Origin of the sequence: Oerskovia flava (genome assembly GCF_026163685.1) — a bacterium.
GTDB lineage: Bacteria > Actinomycetota > Actinomycetes > Actinomycetales > Cellulomonadaceae > Oerskovia_A > Oerskovia_A flava.
The window spans coordinates 549020-566357 of record NZ_JAOXSR010000001.1; the positions used below are offsets into that span (position 1 = coordinate 549020).

Here is a 17338-nt window from a genome sequence, read left to right on the forward strand (position 1 = left end):
AGGTCGCACTCCATGACGGCCACCGATCACGATCGACGGCCGGGCGGACGGTGGGCGGGCGGGGCGGCGCGGTGGGTGATCGTGCCGCTCCTCTCGCTCGGCGCGCTCGGCGTGATGTCGGCGGCGTCGGCGCTGTGGGGTGCGCAGGCTCCCGTGAGCTCGGCCCAGGTGACCTCGGGGACCTTCGGGCTCAGCGCGACCTGGTCGAGCGCACCGAACCTCACGGGGATCCTGCCGGGCCAGTCGCGCGACGGCGTCCTGACCCTCCAGCACAGCGGCGACGGCACGTGGCGCTACCGCGTGGCGTCCAGCCACACGGGGACGCTGCGTCCGACGCTCACCGAGACCTTCTACGCCGGCGCGACGTGCACCGGCACACCCGTGGCGTCGGGTGCGCTGAGCGCGGCCACGCTCCCGCGGGGCGGGAGTGCCCAGGTGTGCGTGCGGTACACGCTGCCTGCGAACGCGCCGTCCGGCCTGCAGGGCGCCACCTCCCAGATCACCCTCACCGCGTCGGCCGAGAACAGGCCCTCATGACGCGCACCCGACGTCGGCTGCTGGCCTGGCCACTCGTTCTCACCCTCGCGCTGGTGCTGACCGGTGGTGCGGGCGCGGCGGCCTGGTGGACCGCGAGCCAGACGGTCCAGGCGACCGCGACGGCCGCCGTGATCGCCCCGGCGACGAACATCCGCTGCACGACGACGGGTGGCACCCTCACGCGCACCGCGACGGTGGCGTGGAACGCCGCCGCGCAGGTCCCCGCGTCCTACCGCGTGACGATCCGCTCCGGCACGACGGTGACGACCACGACGGTGCCCGGGACGCAGACGCAGCTCGTCATCTCCCAGTCGTTGCTGGGCGGCCTCCTCGGGTCGATCCTCGACCTGCTGCTCGGGGGAGCGGTGCTCAACGTCAGCGTGCAGGCGGTGCACTCGAGCGGCTGGGTGTCGGTGCCCACCGGGACCGTGGGCGTGCGCAACGCGCCCCTCCTGCAGGCGGGGATCGTCTGTGCGTGACGACCCTGCGCCCCGGCGCCGTCTGCTCGGCCGTGTGCTCGGCGCGCTGCTCCTGGCCGCGGCGCTCGCGCTCGCGCTGCTGCTCGTCGTCGTCCCCCTGTTCCTCGGGGCCACGCCGTACGCGGTGCTCACCGGCAGCATGCGCCCCGACATGCCCCCGGGCAGCCTCGTCGTCGTCCGCCCGGCCGAGCCCGAGGAGATCCGTGTCGGGGACGCCATCACCTACCAGATCGCCTCCGGGCGCCCCGAGGTGGTGACGCACCGCGTCGTCGGCGTCGGCGTCACGAGCGAGGGCAGGACGTTCACCGCGCAGGGCGACGCGAACGCCCTGCCGGACCCCGATCCCGTGGTCCCCGGGCAGGTGCGCGGCGTCGTGGTCTACGCCGTCCCCTGGGCGGGCTACGTCAGCTCGGCGATCGGGGCCGAGGAGCGCCGCACCGCGCTCTACCTCGTCGCGGGCGGGGTGGTCCTCTACGGCCTCTGGCAGGTCGCCGGCGGGGTGCGTGAGCGCCGTCGGGCACGACGTCGCCCGGCCCGGCATGCCGCGACCCCACCGTCTGCGCGTGCGGAGTCCGAGGCGCCCGCACCGGACCGGGTGCGGTGAGCCCCGTGCCCGTGTCCTCTCGCCGTCCGCGCACACCGGTGCGGCGCCGCCGCGGAGCCCGAGCACTTCTCGCGGCGCTCCTGCTCCCGCTCGCCCTCCTCGCCGCTGCGCCGGCACACGCCGTGCCCGACGTCGTGCCTCACGCCCTGCCCGACGGGCAGTCCGGCGGGCTCCAGCTGAGCGTCGACGGCGAGACGTGGGGCGACCGGCTCCCGGCGGCTCTCTTCGGTCCGTCGGTCCGTATCGTCCCCGGCGAGACGGTCGCCGCGGACCTCTGGGTCCGCAACACCTCCCGCGAGCACGCCCGGCTCGAGCTCGAGGTCTCGACCGGCGCGGAGCCCGGGACCGGGCTCGGCGGCTGGATCCAGGTGGCGATCGACGGTGACCCCGCGGTGGCGAGCAGCACGTGGCGAGGTCCGGTCCTCAGCCCGGGGCAGTCGAGGCGGGTGGAGATCCGAGTGCACCTGCCGGCCGAGGCGCCGAACGCGACACGAGCGGACCGCGCCACCGTGGTCGACACCGTGCGGCTGGTGAGCACCGGCTCTCCGACATCGCCGTCGCCTTCCGGGCCGCCCGAGCCCGGACACCCGGGCGCGCAGGACGACGGGCGGGCGGACGGCGGTGCGGGGCGGGGCCTCGCGACGACCGGAGCGGACCTCACCGCGCTGGGAGCCCTTGCGCTGCTGCTGGCGTGCGCAGGCGCCGGCGCGCTCCGCGCCCGCCGACGAGCGGGCTGAGGGTCGTGTGTCGGACCTGTAATGAACCTACGGAGGCGTAGGGAAGGTCCGCCTTGGTACACAAGCCTGCCCATTCCTGGCTAGAGTCGCCTCAGTCATTGTGACCGTCTTCACAAAGACGGCTGCGACCTGGCCGGGAGTCGGTCACGATGACACCGCGGGACATCGGGGTGAGGGTTCCTTCGCCCGGTCGCAGGCATGTGCAGCACGGACGTGGTCGTCGGAGTGAGGTGAGTACATGGTCAGCACGGTGGTAGGCAGTCGCGACGACGCGGACGTCATCGTCGTGGGGGCCGGTCCTGCCGGAGCCACGGCCGCGCACTACTGCGCCGCCGCGGGACTGTCCGTCCTCCTCCTCGAGAAGTCTTCGTTCCCGCGCGACAAGATCTGCGGCGACGGGCTGACGCCGCGCGCCGTGGGCGAGCTCGTCCGCATGGGCGTGCCGACGACCCCCGAGGACGGCTGGATCCGCAACAAGGGTCTGCGCGTCGTGGCGAGCGGTCGCTCCTGGGAGCTGCCCTGGCCCGAGCTGAAGAGCTACCCCAGCTACGGCCTGGCGCGCTCGCGCATGAACCTCGACCAGACGCTCGCCGAGCACGCGCAGCGCACCGGCGCCAAGCTCCTCGAGCGCACCAACGTCACCGGACCGCTGCTCGACGAGCGCACCGGCCGGGTCGTCGGCGTCACGGTCCGCCCGCTCGACGACAAGGGCCGTCGCGCGGGGGACGAGCGCGAGCTGCGCGCACCGGTGGTCATCGCGGCCGACGGCGTCTCCTCACGGTTCGCGCTCGCGCTCGGCCTCGAGAAGCGTCAGGACCGCCCGATGGGCGTGGCCGTGCGCACCTACTTCCGCACACCCCGGCACGACGACGCCTGGATGGAGTCCCACCTCGAGCTGTGGGACGGCGCGCCGAACCGCTCGAACCTGCTGCCCGGCTACGGCTGGATCTTCGCCCTCGGTGACGGCACCGCGAACGTCGGGCTCGGCTCGGTGAACTCCACCCCGGCCCGGCAGTCGGCCGCGAACGTCGACTACAAGGACCTCTTCGCCACCTGGATGGCCAACGCGCCCGCCGAGTGGGAGTTCACCCCCGAGAACCAGGTCGGCCCCGTGCGCGGCGCGGCGCTGCCGATGGGCTTCAATCGCACGCCGCTGTACTCGCGCGGCGTGATCCTCGTCGGCGACTCCGGCGGCATGGTGAGCCCGTTCAACGGCGAGGGCATCGCGTACGCCATGCAGGCCGCCCGGGTCGCGGCCGACGTCGTGGCCCAGTCGCGCGCCCGCTCGACCGACGCCGCGCGCGAGCGCACGCTCGCGACCTACCCCGAGATCATGCGCCGCGACCTCGGCGGGTACTACACGCTCGGCCGCTACTTCGTGCGGCTCATCGAGCACCCCGAGATCATGCGGCTGTGCACGCGGTACGGGCTGCCGCGCCCGCTCGTCATGCGCTTCGTCCTCAAGCTCCTGTCCGACTGTTACGAGCCCCGGGGCGGCGACGTCATCGACCGCGTCATCGCGGGGCTCACGAGGGTGGTGCCATCGGCATGACGACCACCCGTCGGGCGGCAACGACGCCGACCCGCACCCCGTGCACCACGAGCCCCCACTCGAGGAGAGCAGAGCGATGACCAACCCTTACGTCCCCGTCCTCGTCCTCATGGGCATCGGTGCCGTGCTCGCTCTCGGCGGAGTGGCCGCGAGCGCGATCATCGGCCCCAAGCGATACAACCGCGCCAAGCTCGACGCCTACGAGTGCGGCATCGAGCCCACGCCGCTGGCGGTGGGTGGCGGCAGGTTCCCCATCAAGTACTACCTCGTCGCGATGACGTTCATCGTCTTCGACATCGAGATCGTCTTCCTCTACCCGTGGGCGGTGGACTTCGCCACGCTGGCGACGTTCGGGCTCGTCGCCGCCCTGGGCTTCCTCGCGCTGATCACCGTCCCGTTCGTCTACGAGTGGCGCCGGGGTGGTTTCGAGTGGGACTGAGACCTCGGCCGGGCCTGCGGGCTCCGGCGCACCGGCACCTGGCGCGCACGCGCCGCAACGGCTAGGGAGAGGAACGCACATGGGGATCGAGGAGGCTCCCTCGGGCTTCTTGCTGACGACGGTCGAGAACCTCGCGGGCTACTTCCGCAAGGCCTCGCTGTGGCCGGTGACGTTCGGGCTCGCGTGCTGCGCGATCGAGATGATGGCGGCAGGTGCGTCGCGCTACGACCTGTCGCGCTTCGGCATGGAGGTCTTCCGTGCCTCGCCGCGCCAGGCCGACCTGATGATCGTCGCCGGTCGTGTGAGCCAGAAGATGGCGCCGGTCGTCCGGCAGGTCTACGACCAGATGAGCGAGCCCAAGTGGGTGCTGTCGATGGGCGTGTGCGCCTCCAGCGGCGGCATGTTCAACAACTACGCGATCGTCCAGGGCGTCGACCACATCGTGCCGGTGGACGTGTACCTGCCGGGCTGCCCGCCGCGCCCCGAGATGCTCATCAACGCGATCCTCGCCCTGCACGAGCAGATCCAGGCGGAGCCGCTCGGCGTCAACCGGGTCGAGGCCGCGAAGGCGGCCGAGGCCGCGGCGCTCGAGGCCACGCCGACGTTCCAGATGAAGGGGCTGCTGCGATGACGGCCGACACCCCGGCGGACAAGGCCGCGGGCGGGGGAGCGAAGCCCGCGCCGCAGCCCGAGGAGGTCATGGGTCCGCGCAGCGGCGACCTCGTCGCCGGCGCCGCGCCGCGCACCCTCGAGGTCGTCGAGGTCCGCACGGGCATGTTCGGCGGCCAGGGCTCGGGGGACACCTCGGGCTACGGCGGGCTCGTGCAGCCCGTCGCGATGCCCGGTCAGAGCGCCCGACCCTACGGCGGCTGGTTCGACGAGGTGGTGGACGTCCTCGGCGAGGTGCTGGCCGACGGCGGCACACCCCTCGAGCGCGCCGTCGAGCGGGTGGTCGTGGACCCGCCCGGCCCGCACGCCGAGCTCACGCTGCACGTGCACCGCGACCACCTGCTCGAGGTGGTCCAGGCGCTGCGCGACGACCAGGACCTGCGGTTCGAGATGACCCTGGGCGTCAGCGGCGTGCACTACCCGCACGACGTCGGCCGCGAGCTGCACGCCGTCTACCACCTGACGTCGATCACGCACGGTCGCACCCTGCGCCTCGAGGTCGCGGTGCCCGACGCCGACCCGCACATCCCGTCCACGACGGCCGTGTACCCGGCGAACGACTGGCACGAGCGCGAGACCTGGGACTTCTTCGGCATCGTCTTCGACGGGCACCCCGCGCTCGCCCGCATCGAGATGCCCGACGACTGGCCGGGCCACCCCCAGCGCAAGGACTACCCGCTCGGCGGCATCCCGGTGGAGTACAAGGGCGCCACGGTGCCCCCGCCGGACCAGAGGAGGTCGTACTCGTGAGCACCAGCACATCCGGCACGTCGGGCGCGCCCGCAGGGGCGGCGCCGCACGCGACCCGCGCACCGGCCGACGACCTCGACCCGTCGATCCCGAGCTTCGAGGCGTCGGGCGGGGACTGGGCGGAGATCGCCGCCGAGGCCGCGCAGCTCGGCGAGGAGCGCATCGTCGTCAACATGGGCCCCCAGCACCCGTCGACGCACGGGGTGCTGCGCCTCATGCTCGAGATCGACGGCGAGACCGTCACCGAGGCGCGCTGCGGCATCGGCTACCTGCACACGGGTATCGAGAAGAACATGGAGTACAGGACGTGGACGCAGGGCGTCACGTTCTGCACCCGCATGGACTACCTCGCCCCGCTGTTCCAGGAGACCGCCTACTGCCTCGCGGTGGAGAAGCTGCTCGGCATCACCGACGACGTGCCCGAGCGGGCGAGCGTCATCCGTGTCCTCATGATGGAGCTCAACCGCATCGCGTCCCACCTCGTGTGCCTGGGCACGGGCGGCAACGAGATGGGCGCCACGACGGTCATGACGATCGCGTTCACGGCGCGTGAGGAGATCCTGCGGATCTTCGAGGCCGTCACGGGTCTGCGCATGAACCACGCCTACGTCCGCCCCGGCGGCGTCGTGCAGGACGTCCCGCCCGACCTCGTCGAGCAGGTGCGCCGCGCGGACCCGCTCATCCGCGGGTACCTCGCCCAGCTCGGTGACCTCATGCTGGCCAACCCGATCTTCAAGGCGCGCCTGGTCGGCGTCGGGCACCTCAACCTCAGCGGGTGCATGGCGCTCGCGCTGTCCGGTCCGGTGCTGCGCTCGGCCGGCCTGCCGTACGACGTGCGCAAGGCCGACCCGTACTGCGGCTACGAGACGTACGACTTCGACGTCCCGGTGTCCGACGACGCGGACTGCTACGCCCGCGTCGTGCTGCGGCTGGAGGAGTGCTACCAGTCGCTACGGATCGTCGAGCAGTGCCTGGAGCGCCTCGAGCGCACCGCCGGGCAGCCCGTCATGGTCGGGGACAAGAAGATCGCGTGGCCGGCCCAGCTCGCCATCGGCTCCGACGGCATGGGCAACTCGCTCGAGCACATCAAGGAGATCATGGGCACCTCCATGGAGGCCCTGATCCACCACTTCAAGCTCGTGACCGAGGGGTTCCGGGTGCCGGTGGGGCAGGCGTTCCAGACCGTCGAGCACCCGCGCGGCGAGATGGGTGTGCATCTGGTGTCCGACGGCGGCACACGCCCCTACCGGGCCCACTTCCGGGACCCGTCGTTCAACAACCTGCAGGCCGTGGCGGCCATGTGCGAGGGCGGCCAGATCGCCGACGTCGTCGTGGCCGTCGCGTCGCTGGACCCGGTGCTGGGAGGGGTGGACCGATGACGACCGACACCGGCTACGACGCCGAGACCCGCGCACGGCTGACCGCCGACGCGGACCAGATCGTGGCGCGCTACCCGCAGGCGCGCTCGGCGCTGCTGCCGATGCTGCACCTGGTGCAGGCGGAGGACGGGTACGTCTCGCGCCACGGGATCCTGTTCTGCGCGGACCACCTCGGCATCACCGCTGCCGAGGTGTCGGCGGTCGCGACGTTCTACACGCAGTACAAGCGCCACCCGAACGGCACCTACACGGTGGGGGTCTGCACGAACACGCTGTGCGCCGTCATGGGGGGCGACGCGATCTTCGACGAGCTCGCCGACCACCTCGGCGTCGGGCACGACGAGACCACCGACGACGGGGCGATCACGCTCGAGCGCGTCGAGTGCAACGCGGCCTGCGACTATGCGCCCGTCGTGATGGTCAACTGGGAGTTCTTCGACAACCAGACGCCGTCGACCGCCACCCAGCTCGCCGACCGGCTGCGTGCGGGGGAGCAGGTCGCCCCCACGCGCGGGGCGGCGAGCGTGTGCAGCTTCAAGCAGATGAGCCGCGTGCTCGCCGGGTTCTCGGACGGCCGGGCCGACGAGGGCGTCGGCGCGGGTGGCCCGACCCTCGTGGGGCTGCGGCTCGCCGAGGACAACGGCTGGTCGGCGCCCAGCGGCTCGCAGGCCGAGGCGGCAGGGCCCGCGGACGCCGCCGGACCCGCGCAGGGCGCGGGCGCCGCCGCAGGCGAGGCTGCCGTCGGGGAAGAGCAGTCCAGCGCCGAGCGCGAGCCCGAGACCCCCGCGGACTCGGCCACGGGCGCCAAGCCGGGCACGCCCGAGGGCGAGCCGGACGCGTCGAAGGGAGCAGGAGCATGAGCACACCCACCGCACGCCCCACGCCCGACCCGCTCACCCCGATCCTCAGCCGGACCTGGGGCGCCGAGCGGTCCTGGTCGCTGGAGACGTACCTCGAGCACGGCGGCTACGACGGCCTGAAGGCCGCGCTCGCCCAGGACCCGGCCGACGTCGTCGCGACCGTCAAGGCCTCGGGCCTGCGGGGACGCGGGGGAGCGGGGTTCCCCACGGGCATGAAGTGGGGCTTCCTGCCCCCGCCCGACGGCGGCCCGCGCTACCTCGTCGTCAACGCCGACGAGTCCGAGCCCGGGACGTGCAAGGACATCCCGCTCATGCTCGCGAGCCCGCAGCTGCTCATCGAGGGCGTGGCGATCACGTCCTACGCGATCGGGTGCGACCACGCGTTCATCTACGTCCGCGGCGAGGTGCTGCACGTCTACCGCCGCCTGCTGCGCGCGGTCGAGGAGGCGTACGCGGCCGGGTACCTGGGCAAGGACGTCCAGGGCTCCGGGTTCGACCTCGACGTCACCGTGCACGCGGGCGCGGGGGCGTACATCTGCGGCGAGGAGACGGCGCTGCTCGACTCCCTCGAGGGCCTGCGCGGCCAGCCCCGGCTCAAGCCGCCGTTCCCGGCGGTCGCCGGGCTGTACGCCCGCCCGACCGTCGTCAACAACGTCGAGTCCGTCGCGAGCGTGCCGGCGATCGTCGCCCAGGGTGCCGACTGGTTCACGTCGATGGGCACGGAGCGGTCCGCGGGCCACGGCCTGTTCTCGCTGTCGGGCCACGTCGTCCGACCGGGGCAGTACGAGGCGCCGCTCGGGATCACGCTGCGCGAGCTGCTCGACATGGCCGGCGGCGTGCGCGACGGCAACGCGCTGAAGTTCTGGACCCCCGGCGGGTCCTCGACGCCGCTGTTCACCGCCGAGCACCTCGACACCCCGCTCGACTACGAGTCCGTGGCGGCGGCCGGGTCCATGCTCGGCACGCGCGCGCTGCAGATCTTCGACGAGACCACGTGCGTGGTACGCGCGATCAGCCGCTGGACGGACTTCTACGCGCACGAGTCGTGCGGCAAGTGCACGCCGTGCCGCGAGGGCACGTACTGGCTCAAGCAGATCCTGCGGCGCGTCGAGGACGGGACGGGGACCGAGGCCGACCTCGACGTCCTGCTCGACACGTGCGACAACATCCTCGGCCGCTCGTTCTGCGCGCTGGGTGACGGTGCGACGTCGCCCATCACGAGCGGGCTGCAGTACTTCCGGGACGAGTTCGAGGCGCACATCACGGGGCGCGGGTGCCCGTTCGACCCCGCGGCCTCGGCGCTCTTCGACCACACCCCGAGGCGTGCCCGGCAGGTCCAGACGGCGGGAGCCCACTGATGACGACGACGACACCGAAGCCCGGCACGCCCGCCGCTCAGCCGCCGCAGGGCAAGGCCCCCGTGCCGGCCGACCAGGTGACGTTCACGATCGACGGCATCGAGATGGCCGTGCCCAAGGGCACGCTCGTCATCCGGGCCGCCGAGCAGGTGGGCATCCAGATCCCGCGGTTCTGCGACCACCCGCTGCTCGCCCCCGCCGGTGCCTGCCGCCAGTGCCTCGTGGAGGTCGCCGCCCCCGACCGTGAGGGCAACGTGCGGCCGATGCCCAAGCCGCAGGCGTCCTGCACGCTCGAGGCGACGGCCGGAATGGTCGTGCAGACCCAGCGCACCTCGGCCGTCGCCGAGAAGGCGCAGCACGGGGTGATGGAGCTGCTGCTCATCAACCACCCGCTCGACTGCCCGGTGTGCGACAAGGGCGGCGAGTGCCCCCTGCAGAACCAGGCGATGAGCAACGGCCGCGCCACGAGCCGGTTCGTCGACGTCAAGCGCACGTTCCCCAAGCCGATCGCGATCTCGACCGAGATCCTGCTCGACCGTGAGCGCTGTGTCCTGTGCCAGCGCTGCACCCGCTTCTCCGCCGAGATCGCCGGCGACGCGTTTATCGACCTGCAGAAGCGCGGGGCGCAGCAGCAGATCGGCCGGTTCGACGAGAACGTGCTCGGGTTCGCCGAGCCTGCGGGTCCGTCCGACGGGCGCACGGACGAGGGCGCGCTGCTGCGCGGCCCTGCCGACGAGTACGCGAGCCAGTCGCGCGGGCGCGACGGCGAGCGGCCGGTCGGGCTCGCGCTCGAGGACGAGTCGGGGCTGCCCTTCGCGTCGTACTTCTCGGGCAACACCGTGCAGATCTGCCCCGTGGGCGCGCTCACCGGCGCCGCCTACCGCTTCCGGTCCCGGCCGTTTGACCTGGTCTCCACCCCGTCGGTCGCGGAGCACGACGCGTGCGGCTCGGCGATCCGGATCGACCACCGTCGCGGCACCGTGCTGCGGCGGCTCGCGGGCGACGACCCCGTGGTCAACGAGGAGTGGATCACCGACAAGGACCGCTTCGCGTTCGCGTGGCAGAGCGCTCCGGACCGCCTGACGCACCCCCTCGTGCGCGACCGTCACGTGGACGCCGCCGGACGCACGACCCGCGGTGAGCTGCGGCCGGCCTCCTGGGCCGAGGCCCTCGAGGTCGCGGCGGACTCGCTGCGCGCAGCGGTCGACGCCGGCGGCGTCGGTGTGCTGCCGGGCGGTCGGCTCACGCTCGAGGACGCCTACGCGTACGCGAAGTTCGCGCGCGTCGTCCTGGGGACCCACGACGTCGACCACCGCGCTCGTGCGCACTCCGCGGAGGAGGCCCAGTTCCTCGCCCACGCGGTGGCGGGCACGGGCATCGGCGTGACGTTCGGCGAGCTGGAGAAGGCGCCCGCGGTCCTCCTCGTCGGCCTCGAGGCCGAGGAGGAGGCGGGCGTGACCTTCCTGCGCCTGCGCAAGGGCGCCACGCGCCACGGTCTCAAGGTGTACTCGATCGCGCCGTTCGCCAGCCGCGGCCTCGAGCGCTGCCACGGGACGCTGCTGCCCGCGGCCCCCGGGACCGAGGCGGAGTGGCTCGACGGCATCGCCGGCGGGTCGGGCACCCTCGACGCCGCCTCGCAGCTCTCGGACGCCGCCGACGCGCTGCGCGAGCCCGGTGCCGTCATCCTCGTCGGCGAGCGGCTCGCGACCACGCCGGGCGGCTACTCCGCGGTGCTGCGCGCCGCGCAGGGCACCGGGGCACGCGTCGCCTGGATCCCGCGTCGCGCGGGGGAGCGCGGCGCCGTCGAGGCCGGGACCCTGCCGGGGCTCCTGCCGGGCGGTCGGCCGGTGGCCGACCCCGCGGCCCGGGTCGACGTCGCCGCCGCCTGGGGCGTCGACCACCTCCCCGAGTCTCCGGGGCGGGACACGGGGGAGATCCTCGACGCGCTCTCGGTGGGCCAGCTCGCCGGCGTGGTCGTCGGCGGCCTCGAGCTCGCCGACCTGCCCGACCCCGACCACGCGCGACGCGCGCTCGCCGCGGCCGCCGTCGTCGTCAGCCTCGAGGTGCGGCGCTCCGAGGTGTCCGACCTCGCCGACGTCGTGCTCCCGGTGGCTCCGCCGGTCGAGAAGCAGGGGACCTTCTGCAGCTGGGAGGGCCGCCTGCGCCCGTTCCCCGCGGCGCTCGAGTCCTCCGCCATGCCCGACCACCGCGTGCTCGATGCCCTCGCCGATGCCGCCGGGGCGACGCTCGGCACCCGCACGGTCGACGACGTCCGGCGCGAGCTCGACGAGCTCGGCGGCTGGGACGGTGCCCGGGCCGAGGCCCCGGCCGTCGAGGCCGCCGAGCCGCCCGCCGTCGCTCCCGGCACCGCCGTGCTCGCGGGCTGGCGCCTGCTGCTCGACGCCGGTCGCGGCCAGGACGGCGAGCGTTTCCTCGCCGGGACCGCGAAGAGGCCCGTGGCGCGGCTGTCGGCCGCGACGGCTGCCGCCGTCGACGTGTTCGACGGCGAACTCGTCCGCGTCGCGACGGACCGCGGGTCCGTCACGCTGCCCGTGGTCGTGACCGACATGGTGGACCACGTCGTGTGGCTGCCGCTGCGGTCGGCCGGGTCGTTCGTCCACGAGTCGCTGGCGGCCGGTCCCGGCGCGCTCGTGACGCTCGCCCCGGGGGCCTCCGCCGACGTGTCGCAAGGAGCGAGGGGTATGAGTCACCCAGGGTCTGGCAGCACGACCACGACGGACGAGGGGAGGCAGGCGTGATCACCGCCGCAACCGTCCCCGGCGTCTCCGCGGACTTCTCGAACGACACGTTCTGGACGTACCTCGTCAAGGCCGTCCTCATCATCGTCTTCCTGCTGACGAGCGTGCTCGTCGCGATCTGGTTCGAGCGCAAGGTCGTCGCCCGGATGCAGGTCCGGCCGGGCCCGAACGTGCACGGCCCGTTCGGCCTGCTCCAGTCGCTCGCCGACGCGATGAAGCTCCTTCTCAAGGAGGACATCACCGTCAAGGCGGCCGACAAGTTCGTCTACCTGCTGGCCCCGATGATCGCGGTGTTCTGCTCGCTGCTGACGTTCGCGGTGATCCCGTTCGGGCCCGAGGTCCGGATCCCGTTCACCGACTTCGTCACGCCGGCCCAGCTCACCGACTTCCCCGTCGCGGTCCTGTACTTCCTCGCGTGCGCGTCGGTCGGTGTCTACGGCATCGTGCTCGGCGGCTGGTCGTCCGGGTCGACGTACCCGCTGCTCGGCTCCGTGCGCTCGACCGCCCAGGTCATCAGCTACGAGCTCGCCATGGGCCTCGCGCTCGTCGGTGTCTTCATCATGGCGGGGTCGATGTCGACGTCGCAGATCGTCGACTCCCAGGAACAGCTGTGGTGGGCGCTGCCGCTCCTGCCGGCGTTCGTCATCTACGTCATCGCGATGATCGGCGAGACGAACCGCCTGCCGTTCGACCTCCCCGAGGCCGAGGGCGAGCTCGTCTCCGGCTACATGACCGAGTACTCGTCGATGAAGTTCGCGTGGTTCTTCCTCGCGGAGTACATCAACATGATCAACGTCTCGGCGATCGCCACGACGCTGTTCCTCGGCGGGTGGCGTGCGCCGTGGCCGCTGTCCGCGGTCAACGACGGCATGTTCAACGAGGGCTGGTGGCCGATCCTCTGGTTCCTCGTGAAGATGTGGGGCTTTATGTTCCTCTTCGTGTGGGTCCGCGGCACGCTCCTGCGCCTGCGCTACGACCAGTTCATGAAGTTCGGCTGGACGCGCCTCATCCCCTTCGCGCTCGCCTGGATCGTGCTGCTGGCGCTCACCCAGGGTGCCCGCCAGTTCCTCGAGATCGACACCACCACGATCCTCGTCGTCGGCGGGGTGATCGCCGTGATCGCGATCGCGGTCCTGTGGTTCTGGCCGGAGAAGAAGCCGGCCGCCGCCGAGCCCCCGCCGTTCGACGCCTTCGCGGGCGGCTTCCCCGTCCCGCCGCTGCCGGGGCAGCAGCTCCCGCCCTCGCCGCGCCGCGGCCGGGCACTGGTGCCCGAGACCGCCGACGACACCCAGACCGAGACCACCGAGGAGGCAGATCGTGGCTGAGGAGCCGTACGAGCCGCTCGTGCCGAGGAAGAAGGGCGTCGCGGACCTGTTCGCGCCGGTCGCCGGCTTCGGCGTGACCTTCGCGTCCATGTTCAAGCCGACGGTGACCGAGCAGTACCCGTTCGAGAAGGTCCCGACCAAGCCGCGCTACCACGGCCGCCACCAGCTCAACCGCTACGCGGACGGGCTGGAGAAGTGCATCGGCTGCGAGCTGTGCGCGTGGGCCTGCCCCGCGGACGCGATCTACGTCGAGGGCGCGGACAACGCCGACCTGCCCGACGGCGCGCACCGCTCCCCGGGCGAGCGGTACGGCAGCGTCTACCAGATCAACTACCTGCGCTGCATCTTCTGCGGGCTGTGCATCGAGGCGTGCCCGACGCGTGCTCTGACGATGACCAACGAGTTCGAGCTGGCCGGACCCACGCGTGCCGGGCTCATCTGGGAGAAGGACGACCTGCTCGCGCCGCTGCGCGACGGGATGCTCGCCGCGCCGCACCCGATGGTGCCCGGGACGACCGACACCGACTACTACCGCGGCGAGGTGAGCGGCCCCGTGCCCGAGCAGGTCGACTGGGTGCGCGAGCACCGTCCCGACGACCCGAGCCTCCCGCCCACGCCGCCCCCGCCGGCGCCCGAGGTCCGGAAGGTGGTCCGGTGACCGCGTCCACCGGCGAGGCGGTGCTGTTCTGGGTCCTCGCCCCGCTCATGGTCGTGGCCGCGCTCGGCCTGCTGTTCACGCGCAAGGCCGTGCACGCCGCGATCAGCGTCGTGTTCGTCATGATCAGCCTCGCGATCCTCTACATCGCGCAGGAGGCGCCGTTCCTCGGCGTCGTGCAGATCGTGGTCTATACGGGCGCCGTCATGATGCTCTTCCTGTTCGTGCTCATGCTCGTCGGGGTGGACGCGTCGGACTCGCTGGTCGAGACCATCAAGGGCCAGCGCTGGATCGGTGTGCTGCTCGGGCTCGGCCTGGGGTCGGTCCTCGTCGGGGTCGTCGCCCAGACGGCGTTCCCGCCGTCGGTGGGGCTCACCGAGGCCAACGCCGTCACCAACCCGGTGGCGCTCGCCCGGATCCTGTTCTCCGACTACGTCTTCGCCATGGAGGTCGTCGGGATCCTGCTCGTCACGGCCGCCGTCGCCGCGCTGGTCCTCACGCACAAGCGCCGCCTCTCCCCGAGGATCGGCCAGCGCGAGGTCGCGGACGCGAAGGTCTCTGCCCTCGCCACGGGCGGGCGGCTGACGCCGCTGCCCGCGCCCGGTGTCTACGCGCAGAACAACGCCATGGACACCCCGGCGCTCGACCCCCAGGGGCGGCCGATCGAGCTCTCGGTCTCGCGCGTGCTGCGCATCCGGGGCCAGGAGCGCTCGGCCGGGACGATCCTCGCCGCCGAGCGGGACGTGCTGCTCGAGCACGAGCCCGAGCGGGCGCTGCCCGCCCTGCGGGCGGACACGTCCGTGGACGCCTCTGCGGACACGACCGCCGGGGCAGCAGCGGACGACGCCGACGGTGCCGACACCTCTGACCGGCAGGAGCGCTGACATGGAGCTGTCGAACTACCTCTACCTCGCCGCGATCCTCTTCGCGATCGGTGCCACGACCGTTCTGCTGCGCCGCAACGCGATCATCGTGTTCATGGGCGTCGAGCTCATGCTCAACGCCACGAACCTCGCGTTCGTGACCTTCGCGCGGATCCACGGCGACCTCACCGGTCAGGTCGTCGCGTTCTTCGTCATGGTCGTCGCGGCGGCCGAGGTCGTGGTGGGTCTCGCGATCATCGTCGCCATCTTCCGTACCCGCCGGTCGGCCTCGGTCGACGACGTCAACCTGCTGAAGAACTGAGAGGGCCGGAATGCTGTCGTCAGCCATCGGGCCGACCGAGATCGTGGTCGCCACCGACGTGGTGCCCCCGGGCCTCCAGCTCGCACCCCTGCTCGTCCTGCTGCCGCTCGTCGGTGCCGCGATCCTGCTCCTCGCGGGCCGGCGGAGCGACCGCTGGGGGGCCTGGTTCGGCGTCGCGACGTCGGCCGGTGCCTTCGCGGTCGCCGTCGCGGTGGTCGTGACGATGCTCGGCCTGCCGGCCGAGGAGCGGGTCGTGGACCACCGTCTCTTCGACTGGATCTCCGCGGGGGGCCTCGACGTCGCGGTCGGCATGCGGATCGACCCGCTGTCGATGACGTTCGTCCTGCTCGTGACGTTCGTCGGGACGCTCATCCACGTCTACGCGGTCGCCTACATGGCGCACGACCAGGACCGGCGGCGCTTCTTCGCGTACCTCAACCTGTTCGTGGCGGCGATGCTGATCCTCGTCCTCGCCGACTCGTTCCTGCTGCTCTTCGTCGGCTGGGAGGGTGTGGGCCTCGCGTCCTACCTGCTCATCGGCTTCTGGAACCACCGCCGCGACTACGCGGTGGCGGCGAAGAAGGCGTTCGTCATGAACCGCATCGGCGACCTGGGCCTCATCGCGGCGCTCATGCTGATGTTCGCGACCTTCGGCGCGGTGGACTTCGCGACGGTGTTCGAGCAGGCTCCGGCCGCGGACGTCGCTCTGCTCACCGCGACCGGCCTCGCGCTGCTCGTCGCGGCGTGCGGCAAGTCGGCCCAGTTCCCGCTGCAGGCGTGGCTCGGGGACGCGATGGCGGGCCCGACGCCGGTCTCCGCCCTCATCCACGCGGCCACCATGGTCACGGCGGGCGTCTACCTCGTGGTGCGCTCGGCGCCGATCTTCGAGGGCGCGCCGACCGCGCAGCTCGTCGTCGTCATCGTCGGTGGTGTCACCCTGTTGTTCGGGGCGATCGTGGGCTGCGCCAAGGACGACATCAAGAAGGCGCTCGCCGCCTCCACGATGTCCCAGATCGGGTACATGATCCTCGCCGCGGGCCTCGGCCCGATCGGCTACGCGTTCGCGATCTTCCACCTCGTCACGCACGGGTTCTTCAAGGCCGGGATGTTCCTCGGCGCGGGGTCGGTCATGCACGGCATGGGCGACGAGGTGAACATGCGGCGCTTCGGCGCGCTGCGCACCTCGATGAAGGTCACGTGGATCACGTTCGGCCTCGGCTGGCTCGCGATCCTCGGCGTCCCCCCGTTCTCCGGCTTCTGGAGCAAGGACAAGATCATCGAGGCCGCTTTCGTGCCGGTCGACGGCGAGCCGTGGCGCGCCTGGGTGTTCGGCGGCGTCGCGCTCCTCGGTGCCGGCATCACCGCGTTCTACATGTCGCGGCTGTTCTTCATGACGTTCCACGGCGAGCGCCGCTGGAACGACGGGTCGGGAGACGAGCACGGCCGCGGGCCGCGGGACGGCGTCGTGCAGCACCCGCACGAGTCGCCCCGCCTGATGACGGTGCCGATGATCGTCCTCGCGGTCGGGTCGGTCGCGCTCGGTGGCCTGCTCGCGTTCGGGGACGGGTTCGTGCACTGGCTGGAGCCCGTCACCGGCCACGCCGCGCACGAGGACCCGGTCCTGCCGGTGTGGCTGATCATCACGCTCACGCTCGTGCTCGTGGCACTCGGCGTGCTGCTGGCCTGGCGCCGATACGTGACGACCCGCGTCCCCGTGGCGGTCCCGCGGGGATCGGTCCTCACCCGCGCCGCCCGTCGCGACCTGTACCAGGACGACGTCAACGAGGCGGTCGTCATGCGCCCGGGCCAGTACCTGACCCGCTCGCTCGTGTACGCCGACCGGCAGATGGTCGACGGCGGGTGGATGGGCCTGGCAGGCCTCGTCGGCTCGATCGGGGAGAGGGTGCGCGGCATGCAGAACGGATTCGTCCGGTCCTACGCGGCGATCATGCTCGCCGGCCTCCTGGTGGTGATCGCGGTGGTCCTCGCCCTGTCGGGCGGAGCAGACGCCACCGACGCCCTGACCGGTCCGACGAGCTGAGGGGACACC

General features: G+C 72.3%; 17 protein-coding genes. All 17 read left to right on the forward strand.

Annotated features, from left to right (window positions below; genetic code table 11):
* The first annotated feature begins 12 nt into the window (after window positions 1–12).
* The gene (locus OHL10_RS02355; RefSeq protein WP_265520543.1) at window positions 13–537 is read left to right on the forward strand and encodes a hypothetical protein; all 525 of its coding nucleotides are present in this window, start codon (window positions 13–15) and stop codon (window positions 535–537) included.
* Window positions 534–1016 (forward strand): hypothetical protein, encoded by a 483-nt coding sequence (locus tag OHL10_RS02360; RefSeq protein ID WP_265520544.1) that lies wholly within the window; start codon window positions 534–536, stop codon window positions 1014–1016. Before OHL10_RS02355 ends, OHL10_RS02360 begins: the two co-directional genes overlap by 4 nt.
* Window positions 1009–1620 carry a signal peptidase I gene (locus OHL10_RS02365; RefSeq protein ID WP_265520545.1) on the forward strand — a complete coding sequence of 204 codons (612 nt, stop codon included), beginning with the start codon at window positions 1009–1011 and terminating at the stop codon, window positions 1618–1620. Before OHL10_RS02360 ends, OHL10_RS02365 begins: the two co-directional genes overlap by 8 nt.
* 5 nt (window positions 1621–1625) lie before the next feature.
* Window positions 1626–2357: a hypothetical protein gene (locus OHL10_RS02370; protein ID WP_265520546.1), complete on the forward strand. Its 732-nt coding sequence runs from the start codon at window positions 1626–1628 to the stop codon at window positions 2355–2357.
* 238 nt (window positions 2358–2595) lie between these two features.
* Complete coding sequence (locus OHL10_RS02375; protein ID WP_265520547.1) at window positions 2596–3909, forward strand: geranylgeranyl reductase family protein; 1314 nt, start codon at window positions 2596–2598, stop codon at window positions 3907–3909.
* 76 nt (window positions 3910–3985) lie between these two features.
* Window positions 3986–4348 carry an NADH-quinone oxidoreductase subunit A gene (locus OHL10_RS02380; protein WP_265520548.1) on the forward strand — a complete coding sequence of 121 codons (363 nt, stop codon included), beginning with the start codon at window positions 3986–3988 and terminating at the stop codon, window positions 4346–4348.
* A 79-nt stretch (window positions 4349–4427) separates the two neighbouring features.
* Entirely contained in the window at window positions 4428–4979 is a 552-nt protein-coding gene (locus OHL10_RS02385; protein WP_265520549.1) for a NuoB/complex I 20 kDa subunit family protein, read from the forward strand.
* Entirely contained in the window at window positions 4976–5767 is a 792-nt protein-coding gene (locus tag OHL10_RS02390) for an NADH-quinone oxidoreductase subunit C (protein ID WP_425498911.1), read from the forward strand. Before OHL10_RS02385 ends, OHL10_RS02390 begins: the two co-directional genes overlap by 4 nt.
* Entirely contained in the window at window positions 5764–7146 is a 1383-nt protein-coding gene (locus OHL10_RS02395; RefSeq protein WP_425498912.1) for an NADH-quinone oxidoreductase subunit D, read from the forward strand. The genes OHL10_RS02390 and OHL10_RS02395 overlap by 4 nt, the downstream gene beginning before the upstream one ends.
* A complete protein-coding gene (gene nuoE / locus OHL10_RS02400; RefSeq protein WP_265520550.1) occupies window positions 7143–8006 on the forward strand; it encodes an NADH-quinone oxidoreductase subunit NuoE in 864 nt (287 codons plus the stop codon). Before OHL10_RS02395 ends, nuoE begins: the two co-directional genes overlap by 4 nt.
* Window positions 8003–9364 (forward strand): NADH-quinone oxidoreductase subunit NuoF, encoded by a 1362-nt coding sequence (gene nuoF / locus OHL10_RS02405; protein ID WP_265520551.1) that lies wholly within the window; start codon window positions 8003–8005, stop codon window positions 9362–9364. The genes nuoE and nuoF overlap by 4 nt, the downstream gene beginning before the upstream one ends.
* The gene (locus OHL10_RS02410; RefSeq protein WP_265520552.1) at window positions 9364–12123 is read left to right on the forward strand and encodes an NADH-quinone oxidoreductase subunit G; all 2760 of its coding nucleotides are present in this window, start codon (window positions 9364–9366) and stop codon (window positions 12121–12123) included. The genes nuoF and OHL10_RS02410 overlap by 1 nt, the downstream gene beginning before the upstream one ends.
* Window positions 12120–13448 carry an NADH-quinone oxidoreductase subunit NuoH gene (nuoH, locus tag OHL10_RS02415; protein ID WP_265520554.1) on the forward strand — a complete coding sequence of 443 codons (1329 nt, stop codon included), beginning with the start codon at window positions 12120–12122 and terminating at the stop codon, window positions 13446–13448. Before OHL10_RS02410 ends, nuoH begins: the two co-directional genes overlap by 4 nt.
* Window positions 13441–14106, forward strand: a complete 666-nt coding sequence (nuoI, locus tag OHL10_RS02420) for an NADH-quinone oxidoreductase subunit NuoI (RefSeq protein WP_265520555.1) — start codon at window positions 13441–13443, stop codon at window positions 14104–14106. Before nuoH ends, nuoI begins: the two co-directional genes overlap by 8 nt.
* Entirely contained in the window at window positions 14103–14987 is an 885-nt protein-coding gene (locus OHL10_RS02425) for an NADH-quinone oxidoreductase subunit J (RefSeq protein ID WP_425498913.1), read from the forward strand. Before nuoI ends, OHL10_RS02425 begins: the two co-directional genes overlap by 4 nt.
* 1 nt (window position 14988) lies before the next feature.
* A complete protein-coding gene (nuoK, locus tag OHL10_RS02430; RefSeq protein WP_265520556.1) occupies window positions 14989–15288 on the forward strand; it encodes an NADH-quinone oxidoreductase subunit NuoK in 300 nt (99 codons plus the stop codon).
* Window positions 15289–15298: 10 nt separating this feature from the next.
* A complete protein-coding gene (nuoL, locus tag OHL10_RS02435) occupies window positions 15299–17329 on the forward strand; it encodes an NADH-quinone oxidoreductase subunit L (protein ID WP_265520557.1) in 2031 nt (676 codons plus the stop codon).
* Window positions 17330–17338: the final 9 nt, after the last annotated feature.

What these genes read in the sequence shown, in the direction of transcription:
- OHL10_RS02355 (WP_265520543.1), top strand. Translation starts at nt 13, where the DNA reads ATGACGGCCACCGATCACGATCGACGGCCGGGCGGACGGTGGGCGGGC.
- OHL10_RS02360 (WP_265520544.1), top strand. Translation starts at nt 534, where the DNA reads ATGACGCGCACCCGACGTCGGCTGCTGGCCTGGCCACTCGTTCTCACC.
- OHL10_RS02375 (WP_265520547.1), top strand. Translation starts at nt 2,596, where the DNA reads ATGGTCAGCACGGTGGTAGGCAGTCGCGACGACGCGGACGTCATCGTC.
- OHL10_RS02380 (WP_265520548.1), top strand. Translation starts at nt 3,986, where the DNA reads ATGACCAACCCTTACGTCCCCGTCCTCGTCCTCATGGGCATCGGTGCC.
- OHL10_RS02385 (WP_265520549.1), top strand. Translation starts at nt 4,428, where the DNA reads ATGGGGATCGAGGAGGCTCCCTCGGGCTTCTTGCTGACGACGGTCGAG.
- OHL10_RS02390 (WP_425498911.1), top strand. Translation starts at nt 4,976, where the DNA reads ATGACGGCCGACACCCCGGCGGACAAGGCCGCGGGCGGGGGAGCGAAG.
- nuoE (WP_265520550.1), top strand. Translation starts at nt 7,143, where the DNA reads ATGACGACCGACACCGGCTACGACGCCGAGACCCGCGCACGGCTGACC.
- nuoF (WP_265520551.1), top strand. Translation starts at nt 8,003, where the DNA reads ATGAGCACACCCACCGCACGCCCCACGCCCGACCCGCTCACCCCGATC.
- OHL10_RS02410 (WP_265520552.1), top strand. Translation starts at nt 9,364, where the DNA reads ATGACGACGACGACACCGAAGCCCGGCACGCCCGCCGCTCAGCCGCCG.
- nuoK (WP_265520556.1), top strand. Translation starts at nt 14,989, where the DNA reads ATGGAGCTGTCGAACTACCTCTACCTCGCCGCGATCCTCTTCGCGATC.
- nuoL (WP_265520557.1), top strand. Translation starts at nt 15,299, where the DNA reads ATGCTGTCGTCAGCCATCGGGCCGACCGAGATCGTGGTCGCCACCGAC.